Origin of the sequence: Paenibacillus sp. FSL H7-0918 (genome assembly GCF_038007025.1) — a bacterium.
Lineage (GTDB): Bacteria > Bacillota > Bacilli > Paenibacillales > Paenibacillaceae > Paenibacillus_AQ > Paenibacillus_AQ odorifer.
Window position 1 is genome coordinate 197,769 of record NZ_JBBOWJ010000006.1, and the last position, 15,436, is coordinate 213,204.

Genomic DNA, 15,436 nt, shown 5'->3' on the forward strand with positions numbered 1-15,436 from the left:
GTAAACAAGAGATATAGAGAGATTAGATATCAAGTAAGCGCTATCTAATGGGAAAATAGTTTTTAATTTGCATTATTTTGGCATCATTCAGGTTTTACAAGTCTTCGTGCATAAGAGTATGATTACTCCTGTTTCAACGACAATCGAATATTTGATCCGCTTAATTTCCGATAAGGAAAGCGGGGGAACCAACAATCGGCAGCCGATGTGAGAGTCGGAAGCCGATTATGGGGTGAATCCTGTAGAGGGTGTGAGTGAGCTCGCATCTATACAGGTAGGGCGACTCTCACCGCCCGAATCCGACAGCTAACCTCGTAAGCGTATGGAGAGAGGATGAGTGCAATGTGACCGCTAGCGAGCCACAGAGGAGATCCTTTGTGGCTTTTTGCTGTGCTCTTAGAAGCAAAGCATTTATGGAGGCCTCCCCTAAGAGGTCGCTAAATTCATCATTAGCGGTATTTGTAAGGCAGCGTCTAATGACGTGACACAACCGAGCTTTAGGTTGTGCCCGAAAATGACGATAGGTCAACATCCTTTCGGAGATTTTCGTTGCCTCCTTGTTGTAAATGAGCAGGAGGAGAAAAAAAGATGACGGATCAGAATGAATATGTGCTTGTATGTGCGCCTACAAAGGCGGGAGAACATTTCATTAAACTTCTGAAGTTCAGGGGTATTAAGATGGCGGGATTAACCAACAATGTGGCTGAGAAAGCTTTACTTGAGGAGCTCGGGATTGAGCAGGTTATTCTAGTGGATACCCGCCATCAGAGCACTTGGTTTCGCCCATCGTTCCCGGTAGGCAGGGTATATCTGTTTGAGAGCAGCTTTCCGCTTTGCTGCCGCTATATTCAGATGTGCCGTACCTGGACGACACAGCCGATTTTTGTGATTACAAGTTCAATAAATCCTAGATTGGTCTATAAAAGACTTGGTGCGAGCTATGTAATCTATTCCCATAGTGGTGATGCTGATTTTCTAATCGATAGATCACCTCATCAAGGATAATGGAAGGAGTGCGGAAGATATGATGGATCTGTATATGGTGGCTTCGTTAGCTGTAATTTACGGGTTATTTTATGGCTTTATGCGCTGGTGCGCAGGTGTAGTTGAGGATACGGGGAGGGATAAGCTGTGATTCTAGTAATCGCTGTTACCCTACTGTTGTTTATATATCTGGTTTACGCGTTGATTCATCCTGAGAAATTTTAAGGAGGGGCATTCATGGGCATTTTGCAAATAGTCGTCGTAATTGTAATTCTCATCTTGCTGGTCAAGCCGATGGGAACGTATTTATATCATGTATTTTCTAACGAACCGAATCGTACGGATCGCTGGTTTGCAGGCACAGAGAAAGGTATTTATAAGCTGATCGGCCTGAAAAAACGGGACGGAATGTCCTGGAAGAAGTATGCACTCAGCTTTGTTTTAACTAATATCGTACTGGTTGCTTTCAGTTATATTTTTCTAAGATTACAGCGGGGATTGCCGCTGAACCCGAATGGAATTGCCGATATGGAACAGACGCTTTCATTCAATACGGTGATCAGCTTTATGACCAATACGAACCTGCAGCATTATAGCGGGGAGACGGGACTATCGTATTTTTCACAAATGGCAGTCATCACGATGATGATGTTCACGTCTGCAGCGAGCGGATTTTCTGTTGCGGTTGCTTTTGTCAGAGGGATTACAGGACAGAAATCAGTCGGGAACTTTTTCGAGGACTTCGTAAAAGCACATATTCGTGTATTCATTCCATTAGCTCTGCTAGTTTCATTGGTGCTGGTAGGATTGCATGTGCCACAAACGCTCAAGCCATCGCTTGAGGTCACTACACTTGAAGGGCAGACGCAACAAATCGCTATCGGTCCAGTCGCTTCTTTGGAATCAATTAAACACTTAGGTACGAATGGTGGCGGCTTCTTCGGAGCCAATTCAGCGCATCCTTTTGAGAACCCTAATCCACTTACGAACGTTCTGGAGATTCTCTCTATGTGGATGCTGCCAGCCTCTTTGCCATATATGTACGGATTGTTCGCTAAGAACAAACGTCAGGGCTGGGTGATTTTCACAGCAATGATGACCTTGTTCGTACTACTGCTGGGATTGAATTATTATGCGGAAACCAAAGGCAATCCAGCTATCAATGCGCTGGGGATCGAGTCTTCGCAAGGCAGCATGGAAGGTAAAGAGGTACGTTTTGGTATCCCGCAATCTTCGCTGTTCACTTCGGTAACAACGGCAGCTACGACAGGTAGTGTTAACAATATGCATGATACGCTGACACCGCTGGGTGGCATTACCCCTCTGGCCCTAATGATGCTCAACAACGTCTTCGGGGGAAAAGGTGTCGGACTAATCAATATGCTGATGTATGCCATCATGGGTGTCTTCTTATGTGGACTAATGGTTGGCAGAACACCAGAGTTTCTCGGGCGAAAGATAGAAGCCAAGGAGATGAAGCTAATTGCGATTGCTATCCTTGTGCATCCGTTCATTATCCTTGTACCAACAGCAGGTGCGTTCTTAACGGACTTGGGCAACGGTTCCATCACGAATCCCGGATTCCATGGACTTAGCCAAGTGTTATATGAATATGTCTCTTCTGCCGCGAACAATGGTTCAGGATTTGAAGGGCTTGCGGACAACACCACCTTTTGGAATGTTACAACCGGAATCGTAATGCTGCTTGGCCGTTATGTCTCTATAATCGCGATGCTGGCAGTTGCAGGCTCACTGATCCAGAAGAAGCCAGTTCCTGAGACGATTGGCACATTCCGCACAGACAATGGTCTGTTCACCGGAATTCTGATTGGTACCGTAGTAATTATCGGGGCTCTGACGTTTCTGCCAGTCATTGTGCTCGGCCCGATTGCAGAATATTTGACCTTACGGTAGGAAGAGGGAGAACAAGATGAGTACTGTAAAAAGAAAAAAGCTGCTGACGGGACCCATACTCCTAAGCGCTGTAAAGGATAGCTTTATTAAGCTTAACCCGGTGACGTTAATTAAAAATCCGGTCATGTTCGTAGTCGAAATCGGTACGATTATTGTATTGCTTATGGTACTGGCCCCCGGATATTTTAATGCAGAGAAATCGGTAGGCTTCAATATCACAGTGTTGTTCATTCTGCTATTCACAGTGCTGTTTGCCAACTTCGCTGAAGCGCTGGCTGAAGGCCGCGGGAAAGCCCAGGCGGATTCACTCAAGAAAACGAAACAGGATATCACAGCTAACAAACTCGTTGGAGGGTCTGTGAAGACCGTTTCTTCTTCCGAGCTTCGTAAAGGAGATATTGTCATCGTCAGTCAGGGAGAACTTATCCCTGGCGATGGTGAAGTAATTGAAGGGCTGGCCTCCGTAGATGAATCTGCAATTACAGGTGAATCTGCACCTGTTATTAAGGAAGCCGGCGGAGATTTTGGCTCAGTCACAGGCGGCACCCGGGTAGTCAGTGATGAGATTAAAGTCAAAATTACCAGTGATCCCGGTGAGTCATTCCTGGATCGGATGATCTCCCTCGTTGAAGGGGCGAAACGTCAAAAGACACCCAATGAAATTGCACTAAATACACTCTTGATCAGTCTGACGTTGATTTTCCTGATTGTAGTAGTGACCTTGCGGCCAATTGCGACTTATCTGGGCGTTGATCTAGATATTCCTGTTATGATCGCCTTGCTGGTCTGTCTGATCCCGACCACAATCGGGGGACTGCTCTCCGCTATCGGGATAGCAGGGATGGACCGCGTCACACAGTTTAATGTCCTTGCTATGTCAGGGAAGGCCGTTGAAGCTGCCGGCGACATTAATACAATGATTCTAGATAAGACAGGTACGATTACTTTCGGAAACCGGATGGCGAGTGATTTTGTGCCTGTTGGAGATGAAACGGAAGCTGAGCTTACGGCTTGGGCAGCTATTAGTTCGCTAAAGGATGAGACTCCGGAAGGACGTTCGGTTATTGAGCTGGCTAAGAAGCTGGAGCGCAGCTATGACAGCAAACTTGCTGAAGGCGGAGAGTTCGTAGAGTTTAAGGCTGAGACCCGGATGAGTGGTATAGATCTACTTGATGGACGATCTGTTCGTAAAGGGGCAGTCGATTCCGTGAAGAAATGGGTACAGTCGAAGGGCGGAGTCATTCCCGCGAACCTCGACAGTAATTCCGATGCTATCGCTCGGATGGGGGGGACCCCGCTTGCTGTTGCGGTAGACAACCGGATTTATGGACTTATTTACTTAAAGGATACGGTTAAGCCAGGCATGAAAGAGCGGTTTGATGAGCTGCGAAAAATGGGAATCAAGACTATCATGTGTACAGGGGACAATCCGCTGACCGCAGCTACTATTGCCCGTGAAGCAGGGGTAGATGATTTTATTGCAGAGAGTACACCTGAGGATAAAATAGCGGTTATCCGCCGTGAGCAGAACGAAGGCAAGCTGGTGGCAATGACTGGTGATGGTACGAATGACGCACCTGCCCTTGCCCAAGCTGATGTGGGCTTAGCGATGAACAGTGGGACTACAGCCGCTAAGGAAGCAGCAAACATGGTTGATCTGGACTCCGATCCCTCGAAGATCATTGAGGTTGTAGCTATTGGTAAACAGCTACTGATGACGCGGGGCGCGTTGACAACGTTCAGTATTGCGAATGATATCGCTAAATACTTCGCAATTATTCCGGCAATGTTCATGCTCGCCATTCCCGAAATGGAAGCCCTGAATGTCATGGGATTGGGTTCACCTAGCTCGGCAATTATATCTGCATTAATATTTAATGCGATTATTATTCCGCTGCTGATCCCATTGGCTATGAAAGGTGTCTCGTATAAAGCGATGAGTTCTACGAAGCTGCTGGGACGTAATATTTTTATCTATGGTTTAGGTGGAGTAGTCGTTCCTTTTGCGGGCATCAAGCTTATTGATTTGCTCGTAAGTGTATGGATATAACAACGGATTGACTAATCATTGAAAGGGTGAGAGCATCGTGAATAACAGAAAATCGATTGCGGACGCTGAAGAACAGTTGTCATCATCGAAGGGTGCTAATTTCTTTATTATATTACGGCTATGTCTAGTGTTTATTGTTCTTTGCGGAGTGATTTATCCTCTGACTACTACAGCGATTGCTCAAGTTCTGATGCCATCGCAAGCGAACGGCAGTCAGCTGAAGAATGACGCTGGAGTAGTTGTGGGCTCAGAACTCATCGGGCAAAGCTTTACGGACCCGGCATTATTCCATGGCCGTGTATCCAGCATTGATTATAAAGCGGAAGCCTCAGGTTCCAATAACTACGGCCCATCCAACCCGGATATGCTGCAGCGGACGAAGGATTCCATCACACAGTGGCAGCTTGATAATCCGGATGTGCCTGTAAACAAGCTGCCGGTTGATTTAGTAACCAACTCGGGTTCAGGTCTTGATCCGCATATCACTCCTGCGTCGGCAATTGTGCAGATTCCCCGGATCAGTAATTTGACTGGGATTCCAGCCGCGCAGCTGGAAGAGCTAGTGAATAAGCAGACCGAAGGTCGCGATCTAGGGCTGTTTGGTGAAAAGCGGGTAAATGTTCTTAAGCTGAACATGGAGCTGCAGAAATTAACGAACAAATAAATATAGCTAATATCCCTGCCCGATTGTTCAAACTGGGTCAGGGATATCTTGCTTTCTGGCATAGAAGAGTGAATGGATGAACGGGTTATTAAGGAGTGGTCTTGATGGGAACATATCGGAGGAAGACGCCGGAGGAACTGCTGCTCTCTATTTATGAGCTGCATCGTGGACGCCTGAAGATCTATATAGGTCCGGTCAGTGGATCAGGCAAGACCTATCAGATGCTGCGTGAGGGTCAGGCGCTGAAAGCACAGGGCATCGATGTTGTAATCTGTGCGGTTTCAACCAACCAGAGTCCAGAAACAAGGGATCAGCTGGGTGACTTGGAACGGATTCCAAGTATTCATTGGTTTCAGAAGGAGATCGAGAAGAAGGATCTGGACGTGGAGGCCATTGTGGCACGTAATCCAGAGGTTGTACTGACCGATGGATTGGCTCATCATAATCGCGAGGGTGCGGAGAGATCAACTAGGCTGGAGGATATCAAATATTTATTGGGCTGTGGAATTAGTGTCATCACAACTGTAAACGTATACGAGCTGGAGGGCGCAGCAGATCTAGCGCGGAAGTGGACGGGGATTGAGGTGGAATATTCCTTGCCTGCGGAAGTGCTCACCCTTGCAGATGATATCGTTCTAATTGATGTGACTCCGGAAAAGATACTTCAACGTTTGTCCGAAGGACATTTGGGCAAGAAGCAGCGGACTTCGCTTTTTAACAAGGGGAATCTAAGCAAGCTGCGGGAGCTGGCGCTGAGAATGGTTGCGGAGGATGTTAATGGTTCGCTGGAGAAGCATCGGGAGGAGCAAGGATTGCTGGGGGCTTCGGGGATTGCCGAAAAAGTGTTGGTGTCTGCACAGTATTATTGGAATGGCTCGATTCATATCCGCCGTGGGCAGCAAATCGCTAAACGGTTAAACGGAGATCTGGCGGTGGTATCCTTCTGGAAGCAGGGCCTGACGCCCTCTAAGGAAGCAGCAACCTTCAAGCGATCCCTATGGAAGCTGACTGAGAAGATTGGGGCCTCGATGGAGGAGATTTCTTTTCGCTCGAAGAGGGAGATTCCGGGACTTCTAGTGAAATACGCCATCCAGCATAATATTACCCGTATCGTTATGGGTCACTCTAAGCAAACGGCGTGGCAGGAGCTGTGGAAGGGTTCGATTGCTAACTCATTGTTAAAGCAAATCCGTGGAGTAGATGTGTTTTTCGTGGCTGATCGTGCTGAGCGTGAGGGAGAACGTGTTCTTCCTACCCGGCAGAGCCGAAATGAGCGGAAAGCTGATGCCTATCACAGATTAAGCACTCAGGAAGTAAAGGATAAAATCGATGCGATTCGTGGGGGCACATTTAAAGTGTACATTGGTGCTGCTCCCGGGGTGGGCAAGACTTATAAGATGCTGCGAGAAGGAAATGATCTCTTAAAGAGAGGGATCGATGTTGTTATTGGACTACTAGAAACGCATGGACGTAAAGAAACCCTTGAACAGATCGGTGAGCTGGAGATCCTTCCGCGACTGAGCATTGACTATCGGGGGACTGTCCTTGAGGAAATGGATACGGCAGCTATTATTAAGCGTAATCCGGAGGTCGTACTGGTAGATGAACTGGCACATACCAATATGCCGGGCAGCAAGCATAAGAAGCGGTATATGGATGTTATGGAGTTATTGGATGCGGGGATCTCTGTAATCTCCACAGTGAATGTTCAGCATTTAGAAAGCTTGAATGATGCAGTAGAACAAATTACCGGAGTTAGAGTTAGAGAGACTTTCCCAGACAGCATTCTGCAACGGGCCGACGAAGTTGAACTTATCGATGTATCCCCCAAAACACTGCAAGAGCGGATGAAGGATGGAAAAATATATGCGATGACCAAAGTGGATCAGGCGCTGGGTGCTTTTTTCAAAATCGGCAATCTAATCGCCCTCCGTGAACTAGCGCTGCGGGAAATTGCTGATGATGTGGATGAACGTCTGGAGGCCTGGGAACGTGTCGGGTCGCTGCGGGGACCTTGGCGGCGGCAGGAAGTGATCTATGTGTGCATCACCTTAGGAGATCATGCGGAACGTCTGATTCGGCGCGGTTTTCGGATTGCCTATCGTCTTAAAGCTTGCTGGTATGTTACGTACGTACAGGAATATAAGCAGAGCGGGCCTTCTTACGATAAACGAATTAATGATTTGAAAGAATTGACGGAACGACTGGGTGGAACGTTTAAGATGATTCCTAACGTGCTCCCGGCACGAGTGTCTTCCTTGCTGCTTGAAAGGTCTCAAGCCTTACAGAGCACACAAATTATTATCGGCCAGTCCCAACGCTCATGGGTACGTAAATGGCTACGCGGGGATGTCACTAAACAGATTTTGCGTTCGGCCAGAAATGTAGATGTACTGGTCGTGGCAAATCTTATGCGTGAGGAACCCTAAGCTTTAGAACAATGAAAAAAAGGGATTCCTTGCCGAGTGGCTGCTGGAATCCCCTTTTTTGTAAGCATATATCAAGTGCTAAATGATTAAACGGATGAATTACTGAGCAGCTTCGAGAAGTGCTTTCAGCTCGGGGAGATTGAATCCTTTGGTGGCGTGATCCCCTGCTACAGTAACAGGAACACCCATGAAACCAAGCTTTTCGACTTCCTCTTGATAGACTGTGCTAGTCATAACATCTCTTACTTCAAAAGGGATACCTTGCTCCGTAAGATATTGTTTGACCAGATTACAGTCGCTGCAGCCTGCTGTTGAATAAACAATTACTTGCTGGCTCATTGGTTCACAGCCTCTTTGATAGCATCTCTTGTGATCTTCCAGTGGGAAGTGTTCCAGCGAACCTCATTATCCTCAAGCAGGAAGAGCTGTGGAGATTCATGCTTAATCCCGAAATCCTCGGCAATTTGATTGGAAACTGGACGATCCTCGATGACTAGAACTACTGCTGCTGCAGTATCCGCATCCTTTAGATAAGCCTGGAATTCTTCATTAGCTTTGGCGCTAATCGGGCAGGTAGTGCTGTGTTTGAACAGCAGCTTCTTGCCAGGTTTAGCCACATACTGCTCAAGATCTTCCAATGTATGAAGTTGTTGAATAGACATAGATATCACCCTCCTGGGATCGTTATTTTACTAACCATTGTGTTGTTAACAACCTGTAATCATGATTGTAACATATATTAAATTTAAAACAAAAAGGATTCTGGAGCAGCTAATCCAAGGATGACCAAACCCTCATTTTAGCGCGTTGAAAAAAAGGGGATGGCATGCTAAGGTGAAAGGAAGACAACTTGCTTCAATAATTCTTACTAGGTAGGAGTGTTGATAAGAATGAACAGAGTCGCATGTGTGACTGGAGCTGATCGGGGTCTTGGATTGTCTCTTGTACACTCTCTTTTAGAGAAACAGTTCTCAGTATTTGCTGGACAATACATGAGAGATACAGATGAATTGAAAGCGCTTAAAGAGGAGTATCCGGAACAGCTGGAACTTATTCCACTCGATATTGGTAGTAAGGACAGTGTAAAGCAGGCAGCAAGGGCTATCGCCAGCAGAACGGGGCATGTTGATATTCTTATTAATAATGCCGGAATTATTCATTCCGCAGATGATGCTACGATGCTGGTGGATATGGATGATGAGGGCATGGCGGAGATTTATAATGTGAATACGCTAGGCGCGTTGAGAGTCAGCAATGCACTTATGGGACTTTTATTGCAAAGTAAGGATAAATTGATTGTTAATATTTCTTCGGAAGCGGGCAGCATTGGCAGAAATAAACGTATTAATATGTACGGCTACTGCATGTCTAAGGCGGCTCTCAATATGCAATCCTCCCTGATGCACAATCATCTAAAGACGCTTGGGGGTCAAGTGATGGTGTTTCACCCCGGCTGGATGAAGACTTATATGCATGGCGAAAAAAATGAGCAAGCGGATATTTCACCTGATGTGTCCTCAGACCAGATTATAAGTCAGGTTATGGAGTATAAAAAGCATCTAGGGGATGAGCCGGCCTATCTTGATGTGGATGGAAATACATGGCCTTGGTAGATGGTCTTCCCGTAATCAAAAAAGTACACGAAGAAAGGCGATGATAGGATGTCTACACTAAAAGCACTGGCACTCGGAAGTTATTCGGAGGTTAAATATCACCCATTTGCGGGAGTAGACCGGGAGATTGAGCAGATCCTTGCCAATGACCTGCAGGTATTCTCCTCGGAGGATTATGGGCTGCTTAATAAAGAAACATTATCTGATTACAAGCTGGTAATCTCCTATACCGAATTCTCCGATGATAAAATACCGGCGGAACAAAGCAGCGCATTGCTCTCCTATGTGGCTAACGGTGGTGGATTACTAGTGGTACATAACGGAATCTCCTTACAGCGTAATCAGGAGCTAGGCGCTATGCTGGGAGCGCATTTCACTCATCATCCAGAATTCACTTCGCTCCAGATGTCTATACCGGCACGGGAGCATCCCATTATGCAGGGGATCGAAGAATTTGTGATCGATGATGAGCCTTATTATTTTGAGCAGCATCCCTATTTCGAAACAACTGTGCTTATGGAATATCCTCATGATGGGGCAATGAGGCAGGCGGCTTGGTGCCATGAATTTGGTCTAGGCCGGGTTGTTTATTTAATGCCTGGTCATCATTTGCCGTCATTTTCCGTAGAGCCCTTTCGCCAGATGATTCTTAGAGGTGGACTTTGGGCGGCAGGATTATTGTAGGATATAAGCGGATATACCTGTTGTAACATAAAACACGAGTCCAACTGCGGGTTAGCTGCGGTTGGATTTTTTTTGTTGACTCTAACATTGGTGTCAGGGTTTATACTGGTGTAGAACAATTCTCATGAACCCCGGGGAGAATGCTATGAAAATAGGTGAACTTGCTAAACTGACGGGCGTAAGCGTCCGTTCACTTCGTTACTATGAGAGTCAAGGATTAATCTCGCCGATCCGTCAGGCCAACGGATATCGGGAGTATTCTTCACTTGCTGTAGAGACGGTAGAAACGATTAAACTATATTTGAACCTGGGTCTGTCGACAGAGCAGATCGCGGGCTTTCTACATTGTGTCTTGAAGAACAAAGAAGCTTTCTGCGCAGAAGTGATGCCACTATACCGCAGTAAATTGGAAGATATTGAACGTCAGCTTGTAGAGCTGAATCAGATCAAGAGGAATTTGGAAGAACGAATGGCATCTATTCTGCAGGAGCAGGATGAGAGCAAGTTGGGAACGTGTCCACTGGAGAACTTGGAATAGTACTGCTGGTGTTGAAAAATATGAGGAGGAATGGCAAATGTCTATTATAAATGCCGATAGTGCGGATTGGGTGCGGTCAGAAATACGTGGTGGAGGAACGGTACTGGTGGATTATGGTGCGCCATGGTGCCCCCCTTGTAAGGTGCTGCTGCCTGTTCTGGAAGATCTTCACCAGGAATATGGAGACGATGTTTCTATTGTTAAGGTGAATTGTGATGAACTGCCGGATTTGGCTGGAGAAGCGGGTGTTATGGGGATGCCTACAGTCATTGTATATAAAGAGGGGCAGCCCGTGGAAAAGCTGGTCGGTCTGCGTCCGAAAGCAGCCTACCAAGGCATACTGAACAAGGTTCTTCAAGCATAAGGCGATAATTTTAAAGATGAAATTAGGGAGACTCCATATTGTGGGGTCTTTTTTGCGTGCATGATTTACCCATCTTCGGTAAAAAATACGAACACAGCTATAAAGGAGGTGATGAGGGTGTGGAATATTATTCTAGAGATAATTCCTAAATGGAGTGTGATTTTCCAAGCTATTATGATCTTTTTCGTTCCGTTTATTCTAATCCGGATAATGAGTTGGGCTAATGTAAAGGAAGATACGATAAGTACTAGAGCAAAAAAAGCTGCCGGCAGCATAGGTGGTGGGGTTCCTTACGGAGAAGCATCTCTAGGTTCTAGCAATACGAAAAAGGTTACTAAGGCGGACGATTCCGTTGGAATCAGTGAAGAATCTCCTACAGAAGCAAGCTATAGCGGTCAATTTCGGGAGGATTTGCAAAGATTTAAAGAGATGAGCACAGATATGCATGATGTGAGTTTTCGGGAGTTGCGTATCGGAGGTATAAAGCTGCAAGCGGCCCTTATATTTGTAGATGGACTGACAGATAAAGATAAAATGGATCGGAATATTCTGAAGCCTTTAATGGATGCCTATAAGGTTTTTAAAGATCCCCATACGATACCGGAAGCCAAGGATCTAAAAGATATTCTCATTCATGAGATCGTGCTTATTTCGGAAGTTGAGTTTACGGATAAAGTGAAGCTCTCCCTTCAAAAGGTATTGTTCGGCTCTGTAGTGCTGTTAGTAGAAGGGATACAGGAGGCTATTGTGCTCAGCACCCCGAAGGGGAACACAAGAGGGATAGAGGAGCCTGAATCAGAAGCTGTCTTGCGGGGATCTCGAAGCGGATTTAATGAGACGTTAAGTGATAACACGGCATTACTGCGCCGACATGGGCAGAGCACAGAGCTAGCCATGATTTCTTTTACTGTAGGAAAGAGGATGAAGAAGGATCTGGTTCTAACTTATATCAAAGATATCGCGAACGATGAACTTGTCGAAGAAGTCAAACGAAGAATTAGGACGATTGATATAGATGATGTGCAAGAATCTGGTTATGTGGAGCAATTAATCGAAGATAATAGCTTCACGCCATTCCAGCAGATTCAGAATACGGAAAGACCTGACCGCGTAATGGCAGCGTTATTGGAAGGGAGAGTAGCTATCCTGCTGGATGGCACACCCTTTGCCTTGATCATGCCCGTGTCCTTCGGGATGCTGTTGCAATCCCCAGAGGATTATTACGATCGGTGGATGGTGGGGTCGTTGGTGCGCTTACTGCGTTTTCTCGCCGCATTGATATCAATGTTTGCACCGGCACTATATATTTCCTTCCTCTCCTTTCAGCCGGGATTGATTCCGACAAAGTTGGCCATTTCAATCATCAGCTCCCGCCAAGGTGTACCTTTTTCGGTATTAATCGAAGCTTTGATCATGGAGACCTCAATCGAAATATTACGGGAGGCTGGACTCCGGCTGCCTAAACCTATCGGTCCCGCGATGGGGATTGTTGGCGGTCTAATCATCGGCCAAGCCGCGGTAGAAGCGGGAATTGTGAGTCCAATTCTAGTCATCGTTGTTTCAGTTACAGCAATCTCCTCCTTCACCATCCCTATGTATAGTGCGGGAATGACGCTGCGTATGCTCCGTTTTATAGCGATGTTTTCTGCAGCAGTCTTTGGATTATATGGAGTTGTGTTATTTTTCCTTTTCCTGAGTGCCCATTTAATCAAGCTAAAAAGCTTCGGCATGCCTTATCTTGGCATGTTTATACCGTATAAGATTAAGGATTGGAAAGATTTTATATTCCGTATGCCACTGCAATTTCTAACAGGCCGCCCTACGCTGTTGAAGCCGAAGGACCCCCGACGCAAAGGGTGAGAGATCGAAGTAAAGGAGGAAGCGAATATGAGTACCGAGGTGAAGGACCGAATTACTGCTGTTCAAGCGACGATCATACTAGCCAATTATACTATTGCGGCAGGGATACTTACACTTCCTCGGACGATTGTAGAGGCTAGTGAAACTCCAGACGTGTGGATCTCCGTTTTTTTAGGGGGAGTAATTACCTTTTTAACAGGTTTAATTATAGTGAAACTTAGCCAACGGTTTCCAGGTCAAACTATTTTTCAATTTAGCGGGAAAATCATTGGCAAGCCACTTGGAGTGATGCTCTCTATATTAGTGATTGTTTATTTTCTGTGTATAGCCAGTTTTGAAGCACGTTCCGTACAGGAAGTGACCTCTTTTTTTCTGTTGGAGGGAACCCCTCCTTGGGCTATTGTTGCTGTGTTTATTTGGATAGCCTTCTATTTATGCAGAGGAGGACTTAATGCTATCACTAGCATGTGTAGGTTGATTGTTCCGATTACTTGGACAGTTTTTGTTGGAGTATGCTTGCTTAGTATTGAAGTTTTCGATATCGATAATTTGCGGCCTTTCCTTGGAGATGGTTTAGGACCGGTATGGAAGGGCATCAGGCCAACCATTCTGACTTTTACTGCTGGTGAAGCGATGCTGTTCGTTGTTGCTTTTATGGATAAGCCACAAAAAGCAGTAAAGGTAATTATTGCTGGATCATGTATATCAACGTTCTTTTATCTTTTAGCTGTTGTAATGACTATTGGTGCGTTTTCTATAGATGGAGTGGTCACAAGAACTTGGCCATTTCTTGATCTAGTGAGAAGCTTTGAGGTGAATTATCTTATTTTTGAGAGGTTTGAATCGCTGCTACTGGTAATTTGGATTATGCAAATTTTCTGCACCTTCTGCATCACTATTTATGCTGCTGCTTTGGGAGTTTCTCAAATATTTCATAAACGATTTAATAGCTGCTTATTGGCTATACTTCCAGTAGCCTATGTAGTTTCCAGAATGCCACCAAATGTGAATGCTCTATTTGCATTAGGAACAGTCGTAGGTAATTGGATGATCGTTTTATTTGGATTAATTCCATTGCCGCTGTTGATCATCGCACATTTCCGGAGGGCGGCTTCATGAAAAAATGGAGAGTGTCGATTACATTTCTTATAGTATGTATTCTGTTGACCGGTTGCTGGAGCAGCACACCTGTTGAGGAGTTAAGTATGGAGATTGGTGTTGCCCTGGACAGTGCGGAGGAGACAGGGGATGAGGAGGCAACCCAGCAAGGAGGCGGGGGAAATCCTATGCCTGCCCAAATAATGAGTACCTACCAGTTTACGATTCCTCAAGGCTCAGGAGGGTCAGGTATGAAGTCTGGGGCTTCCCCATCCTCAACCAGAAATTACTATAACATGAGTGAAGTAAGTGATTCGATGTTTGAAGCATTACGGGCACTTTCACTGCGTACTAGACGTACTCCGATCGGACATCACCTTAAGGTCATTGTGATCGGTGAGAAGCTTGCACGTTCTACCAAGTTTTCTGAGTTAATTGATTTCTTTAGCAGGGATAACGATATCCGTCCCAGTGTTCTACTATATGTCAGCAAGGGAAAAGCCAAAGATGTATTGGAAAATGCGCTGCCGGGCCAAACCCCTTCATTTGTACTAGAGGGGATTTTTGTGAATAGAAGTCGGAGCACGAGGATATGGGAGCCGGTTTCAATAGCTAAAGTGGCGGGTCCTTTGCATGGTAAAAGAAGTTTCATGTTGCAGAATGTAATTTCTTTAGAAAAAGAGAAGGAGACAAAGCTGGATGGAGCAGGCGTAATTAAAGGGAAAACGGGAAAGCTCGTTGGTTTTTTAGATGCATCGGAGCTGGAAGGTATGGTCTGGCTGACTGGAAAGGGAGAGGGGGGTGCTCTCAAAGCATACGACCCGTCTAACAATAAGCTCATTACCTATGAAATCAAATCCCTGGGTAGTAAGTATAAAGCTAATGTGAAGGATGGGAAGATCTCTTTTCATGTGAAAATAGAATCTACGGGGAGATATGGTGAGGCTTTTGCCAAGAGTGCAAAGAAGTTACATGACGGCATTGTAAAGGAGGATAAAGCAGTGCTAGAGAAGCATGTCTTAGACATGCTTCAGGTCACTGTGAAAAAAATGCAGAAGGAGCTGCATACAGAGGTTGCAGGTTTCGGCAACGCTTTACGTATTCAACATCCAGCCGTATGGCGGAGCGTAGAGGATAACTGGGATGAAACCTTTAGTGAGATTCCGATTACCTATGAAGTGAAACTAAATATTGAAGAGTATGGTGCATCAGATACATCGGCTGAATAGAAAGGACCA

Annotated in this window: 15 protein-coding genes and 1 riboswitch; of the genes, 13 read left to right on the top strand and 2 right to left on the bottom strand. The window is 45.7% G+C overall.

Annotated elements, in window-relative coordinates; genetic code table 11:
- Window positions 1-147: 147 nt before the first annotated feature.
- Window positions 148-337, top strand: a riboswitch (cyclic di-AMP (ydaO/yuaA leader).
- A 251-nt stretch (window positions 338-588) separates the two neighbouring features.
- The 6 genes from MHI15_RS29670 to MHI15_RS29690 all read left to right on the top strand — a co-directional run bounded on the left by MHI15_RS29670 (window position 589) and on the right by MHI15_RS29690 (window position 8,041).
- A complete protein-coding gene (locus MHI15_RS29670) occupies window positions 589-1,005 on the top strand; it encodes a hypothetical protein (protein ID WP_076124472.1) in 417 nt (138 codons plus the stop codon).
- A gap of 126 nt (window positions 1,006-1,131) precedes the next feature.
- Window positions 1,132-1,209 (top strand): K(+)-transporting ATPase subunit F, encoded by a 78-nt coding sequence (kdpF, locus tag MHI15_RS30835; RefSeq protein ID WP_076101420.1) that lies wholly within the window; start codon window positions 1,132-1,134, stop codon window positions 1,207-1,209.
- Window positions 1,210-1,221: 12 nt separating this feature from the next.
- Entirely contained in the window at window positions 1,222-2,898 is a 1,677-nt protein-coding gene (gene kdpA / locus MHI15_RS29675; protein WP_076141854.1) for a potassium-transporting ATPase subunit KdpA, read from the top strand.
- Window positions 2,899-2,914: 16 nt separating this feature from the next.
- Window positions 2,915-4,948 carry a potassium-transporting ATPase subunit KdpB gene (gene kdpB / locus MHI15_RS29680; protein WP_076124469.1) on the top strand — a complete coding sequence of 678 codons (2,034 nt, stop codon included), beginning with the start codon at window positions 2,915-2,917 and terminating at the stop codon, window positions 4,946-4,948.
- A 76-nt stretch (window positions 4,949-5,024) separates the two neighbouring features.
- Window positions 5,025-5,612 (top strand): potassium-transporting ATPase subunit KdpC, encoded by a 588-nt coding sequence (gene kdpC, locus MHI15_RS29685; RefSeq protein WP_076124738.1) that lies wholly within the window; start codon window positions 5,025-5,027, stop codon window positions 5,610-5,612.
- A 104-nt stretch (window positions 5,613-5,716) separates the two neighbouring features.
- Window positions 5,717-8,041 carry a histidine kinase gene (locus MHI15_RS29690; protein WP_076220122.1) on the top strand — a complete coding sequence of 775 codons (2,325 nt, stop codon included), beginning with the start codon at window positions 5,717-5,719 and terminating at the stop codon, window positions 8,039-8,041.
- 99 nt (window positions 8,042-8,140) lie between these two features.
- Here the strand turns inward: MHI15_RS29690 and MHI15_RS29695 are convergent, their stop codons facing one another.
- Both MHI15_RS29695 and ytxJ read right to left on the bottom strand, forming a co-directional pair.
- On the bottom strand, window positions 8,141-8,380 hold the full coding sequence (locus MHI15_RS29695; RefSeq protein WP_076124465.1) for a glutaredoxin family protein: 240 nt from the start codon (window positions 8,378-8,380) through the stop codon (window positions 8,141-8,143).
- Entirely contained in the window at window positions 8,377-8,703 is a 327-nt protein-coding gene (gene ytxJ, locus MHI15_RS29700; protein ID WP_042123836.1) for a bacillithiol system redox-active protein YtxJ, read from the bottom strand. The genes MHI15_RS29695 and ytxJ overlap by 4 nt, the downstream gene beginning before the upstream one ends.
- Window positions 8,704-8,931: 228 nt before the next feature.
- Here ytxJ and MHI15_RS29705 point away from each other — a divergent pair, with 228 nt between their 5' ends.
- The 7 genes from MHI15_RS29705 to MHI15_RS29735 all read left to right on the top strand — a co-directional run bounded on the left by MHI15_RS29705 (window position 8,932) and on the right by MHI15_RS29735 (window position 15,427).
- Window positions 8,932-9,654: an SDR family NAD(P)-dependent oxidoreductase gene (locus MHI15_RS29705; protein ID WP_341165211.1), complete on the top strand. Its 723-nt coding sequence runs from the start codon at window positions 8,932-8,934 to the stop codon at window positions 9,652-9,654.
- Between the two features lie 48 nt (window positions 9,655-9,702).
- A complete protein-coding gene (locus MHI15_RS29710) occupies window positions 9,703-10,338 on the top strand; it encodes a ThuA domain-containing protein (protein ID WP_076185171.1) in 636 nt (211 codons plus the stop codon).
- Between the two features lie 145 nt (window positions 10,339-10,483).
- Window positions 10,484-10,876: a MerR family transcriptional regulator gene (locus MHI15_RS29715; protein ID WP_076185170.1), complete on the top strand. Its 393-nt coding sequence runs from the start codon at window positions 10,484-10,486 to the stop codon at window positions 10,874-10,876.
- A gap of 37 nt (window positions 10,877-10,913) precedes the next feature.
- The gene (locus MHI15_RS29720) at window positions 10,914-11,240 is read left to right on the top strand and encodes a thioredoxin family protein (RefSeq protein WP_076124458.1); all 327 of its coding nucleotides are present in this window, start codon (window positions 10,914-10,916) and stop codon (window positions 11,238-11,240) included.
- 111 nt (window positions 11,241-11,351) lie between these two features.
- A complete protein-coding gene (locus tag MHI15_RS29725; protein ID WP_341165212.1) occupies window positions 11,352-13,100 on the top strand; it encodes a spore germination protein in 1,749 nt (582 codons plus the stop codon).
- A 27-nt stretch (window positions 13,101-13,127) separates the two neighbouring features.
- Complete coding sequence (locus MHI15_RS29730; protein WP_076179795.1) at window positions 13,128-14,219, top strand: GerAB/ArcD/ProY family transporter; 1,092 nt, start codon at window positions 13,128-13,130, stop codon at window positions 14,217-14,219.
- Window positions 14,216-15,427 (top strand): Ger(x)C family spore germination protein, encoded by a 1,212-nt coding sequence (locus tag MHI15_RS29735; RefSeq protein WP_339281624.1) that lies wholly within the window; start codon window positions 14,216-14,218, stop codon window positions 15,425-15,427. The genes MHI15_RS29730 and MHI15_RS29735 overlap by 4 nt, the downstream gene beginning before the upstream one ends.
- Window positions 15,428-15,436 lie beyond the last annotated feature (9 nt).

What these genes read in the sequence shown, in the direction of transcription:
- MHI15_RS29725 (WP_341165212.1), top strand. Translation starts at nt 11,352, where the DNA reads ATGAGGGTGTGGAATATTATTCTAGAGATAATTCCTAAATGGAGTGTG.
- MHI15_RS29720 (WP_076124458.1), top strand. Translation starts at nt 10,914, where the DNA reads ATGTCTATTATAAATGCCGATAGTGCGGATTGGGTGCGGTCAGAAATA.
- MHI15_RS29730 (WP_076179795.1), top strand. Translation starts at nt 13,128, where the DNA reads ATGAGTACCGAGGTGAAGGACCGAATTACTGCTGTTCAAGCGACGATC.
- MHI15_RS29735 (WP_339281624.1), top strand. Translation starts at nt 14,216, where the DNA reads ATGAAAAAATGGAGAGTGTCGATTACATTTCTTATAGTATGTATTCTG.
- MHI15_RS29695 (WP_076124465.1), bottom strand. Translation starts at nt 8,380, where the DNA reads ATGAGCCAGCAAGTAATTGTTTATTCAACAGCAGGCTGCAGCGACTGT.
- MHI15_RS29705 (WP_341165211.1), top strand. Translation starts at nt 8,932, where the DNA reads ATGAACAGAGTCGCATGTGTGACTGGAGCTGATCGGGGTCTTGGATTG.
- kdpB (WP_076124469.1), top strand. Translation starts at nt 2,915, where the DNA reads ATGAGTACTGTAAAAAGAAAAAAGCTGCTGACGGGACCCATACTCCTA.
- MHI15_RS29715 (WP_076185170.1), top strand. Translation starts at nt 10,484, where the DNA reads ATGAAAATAGGTGAACTTGCTAAACTGACGGGCGTAAGCGTCCGTTCA.
- MHI15_RS29670 (WP_076124472.1), top strand. Translation starts at nt 589, where the DNA reads ATGACGGATCAGAATGAATATGTGCTTGTATGTGCGCCTACAAAGGCG.
- ytxJ (WP_042123836.1), bottom strand. Translation starts at nt 8,703, where the DNA reads ATGTCTATTCAACAACTTCATACATTGGAAGATCTTGAGCAGTATGTG.
- MHI15_RS29690 (WP_076220122.1), top strand. Translation starts at nt 5,717, where the DNA reads ATGGGAACATATCGGAGGAAGACGCCGGAGGAACTGCTGCTCTCTATT.
- kdpA (WP_076141854.1), top strand. Translation starts at nt 1,222, where the DNA reads ATGGGCATTTTGCAAATAGTCGTCGTAATTGTAATTCTCATCTTGCTG.
- MHI15_RS29710 (WP_076185171.1), top strand. Translation starts at nt 9,703, where the DNA reads ATGTCTACACTAAAAGCACTGGCACTCGGAAGTTATTCGGAGGTTAAA.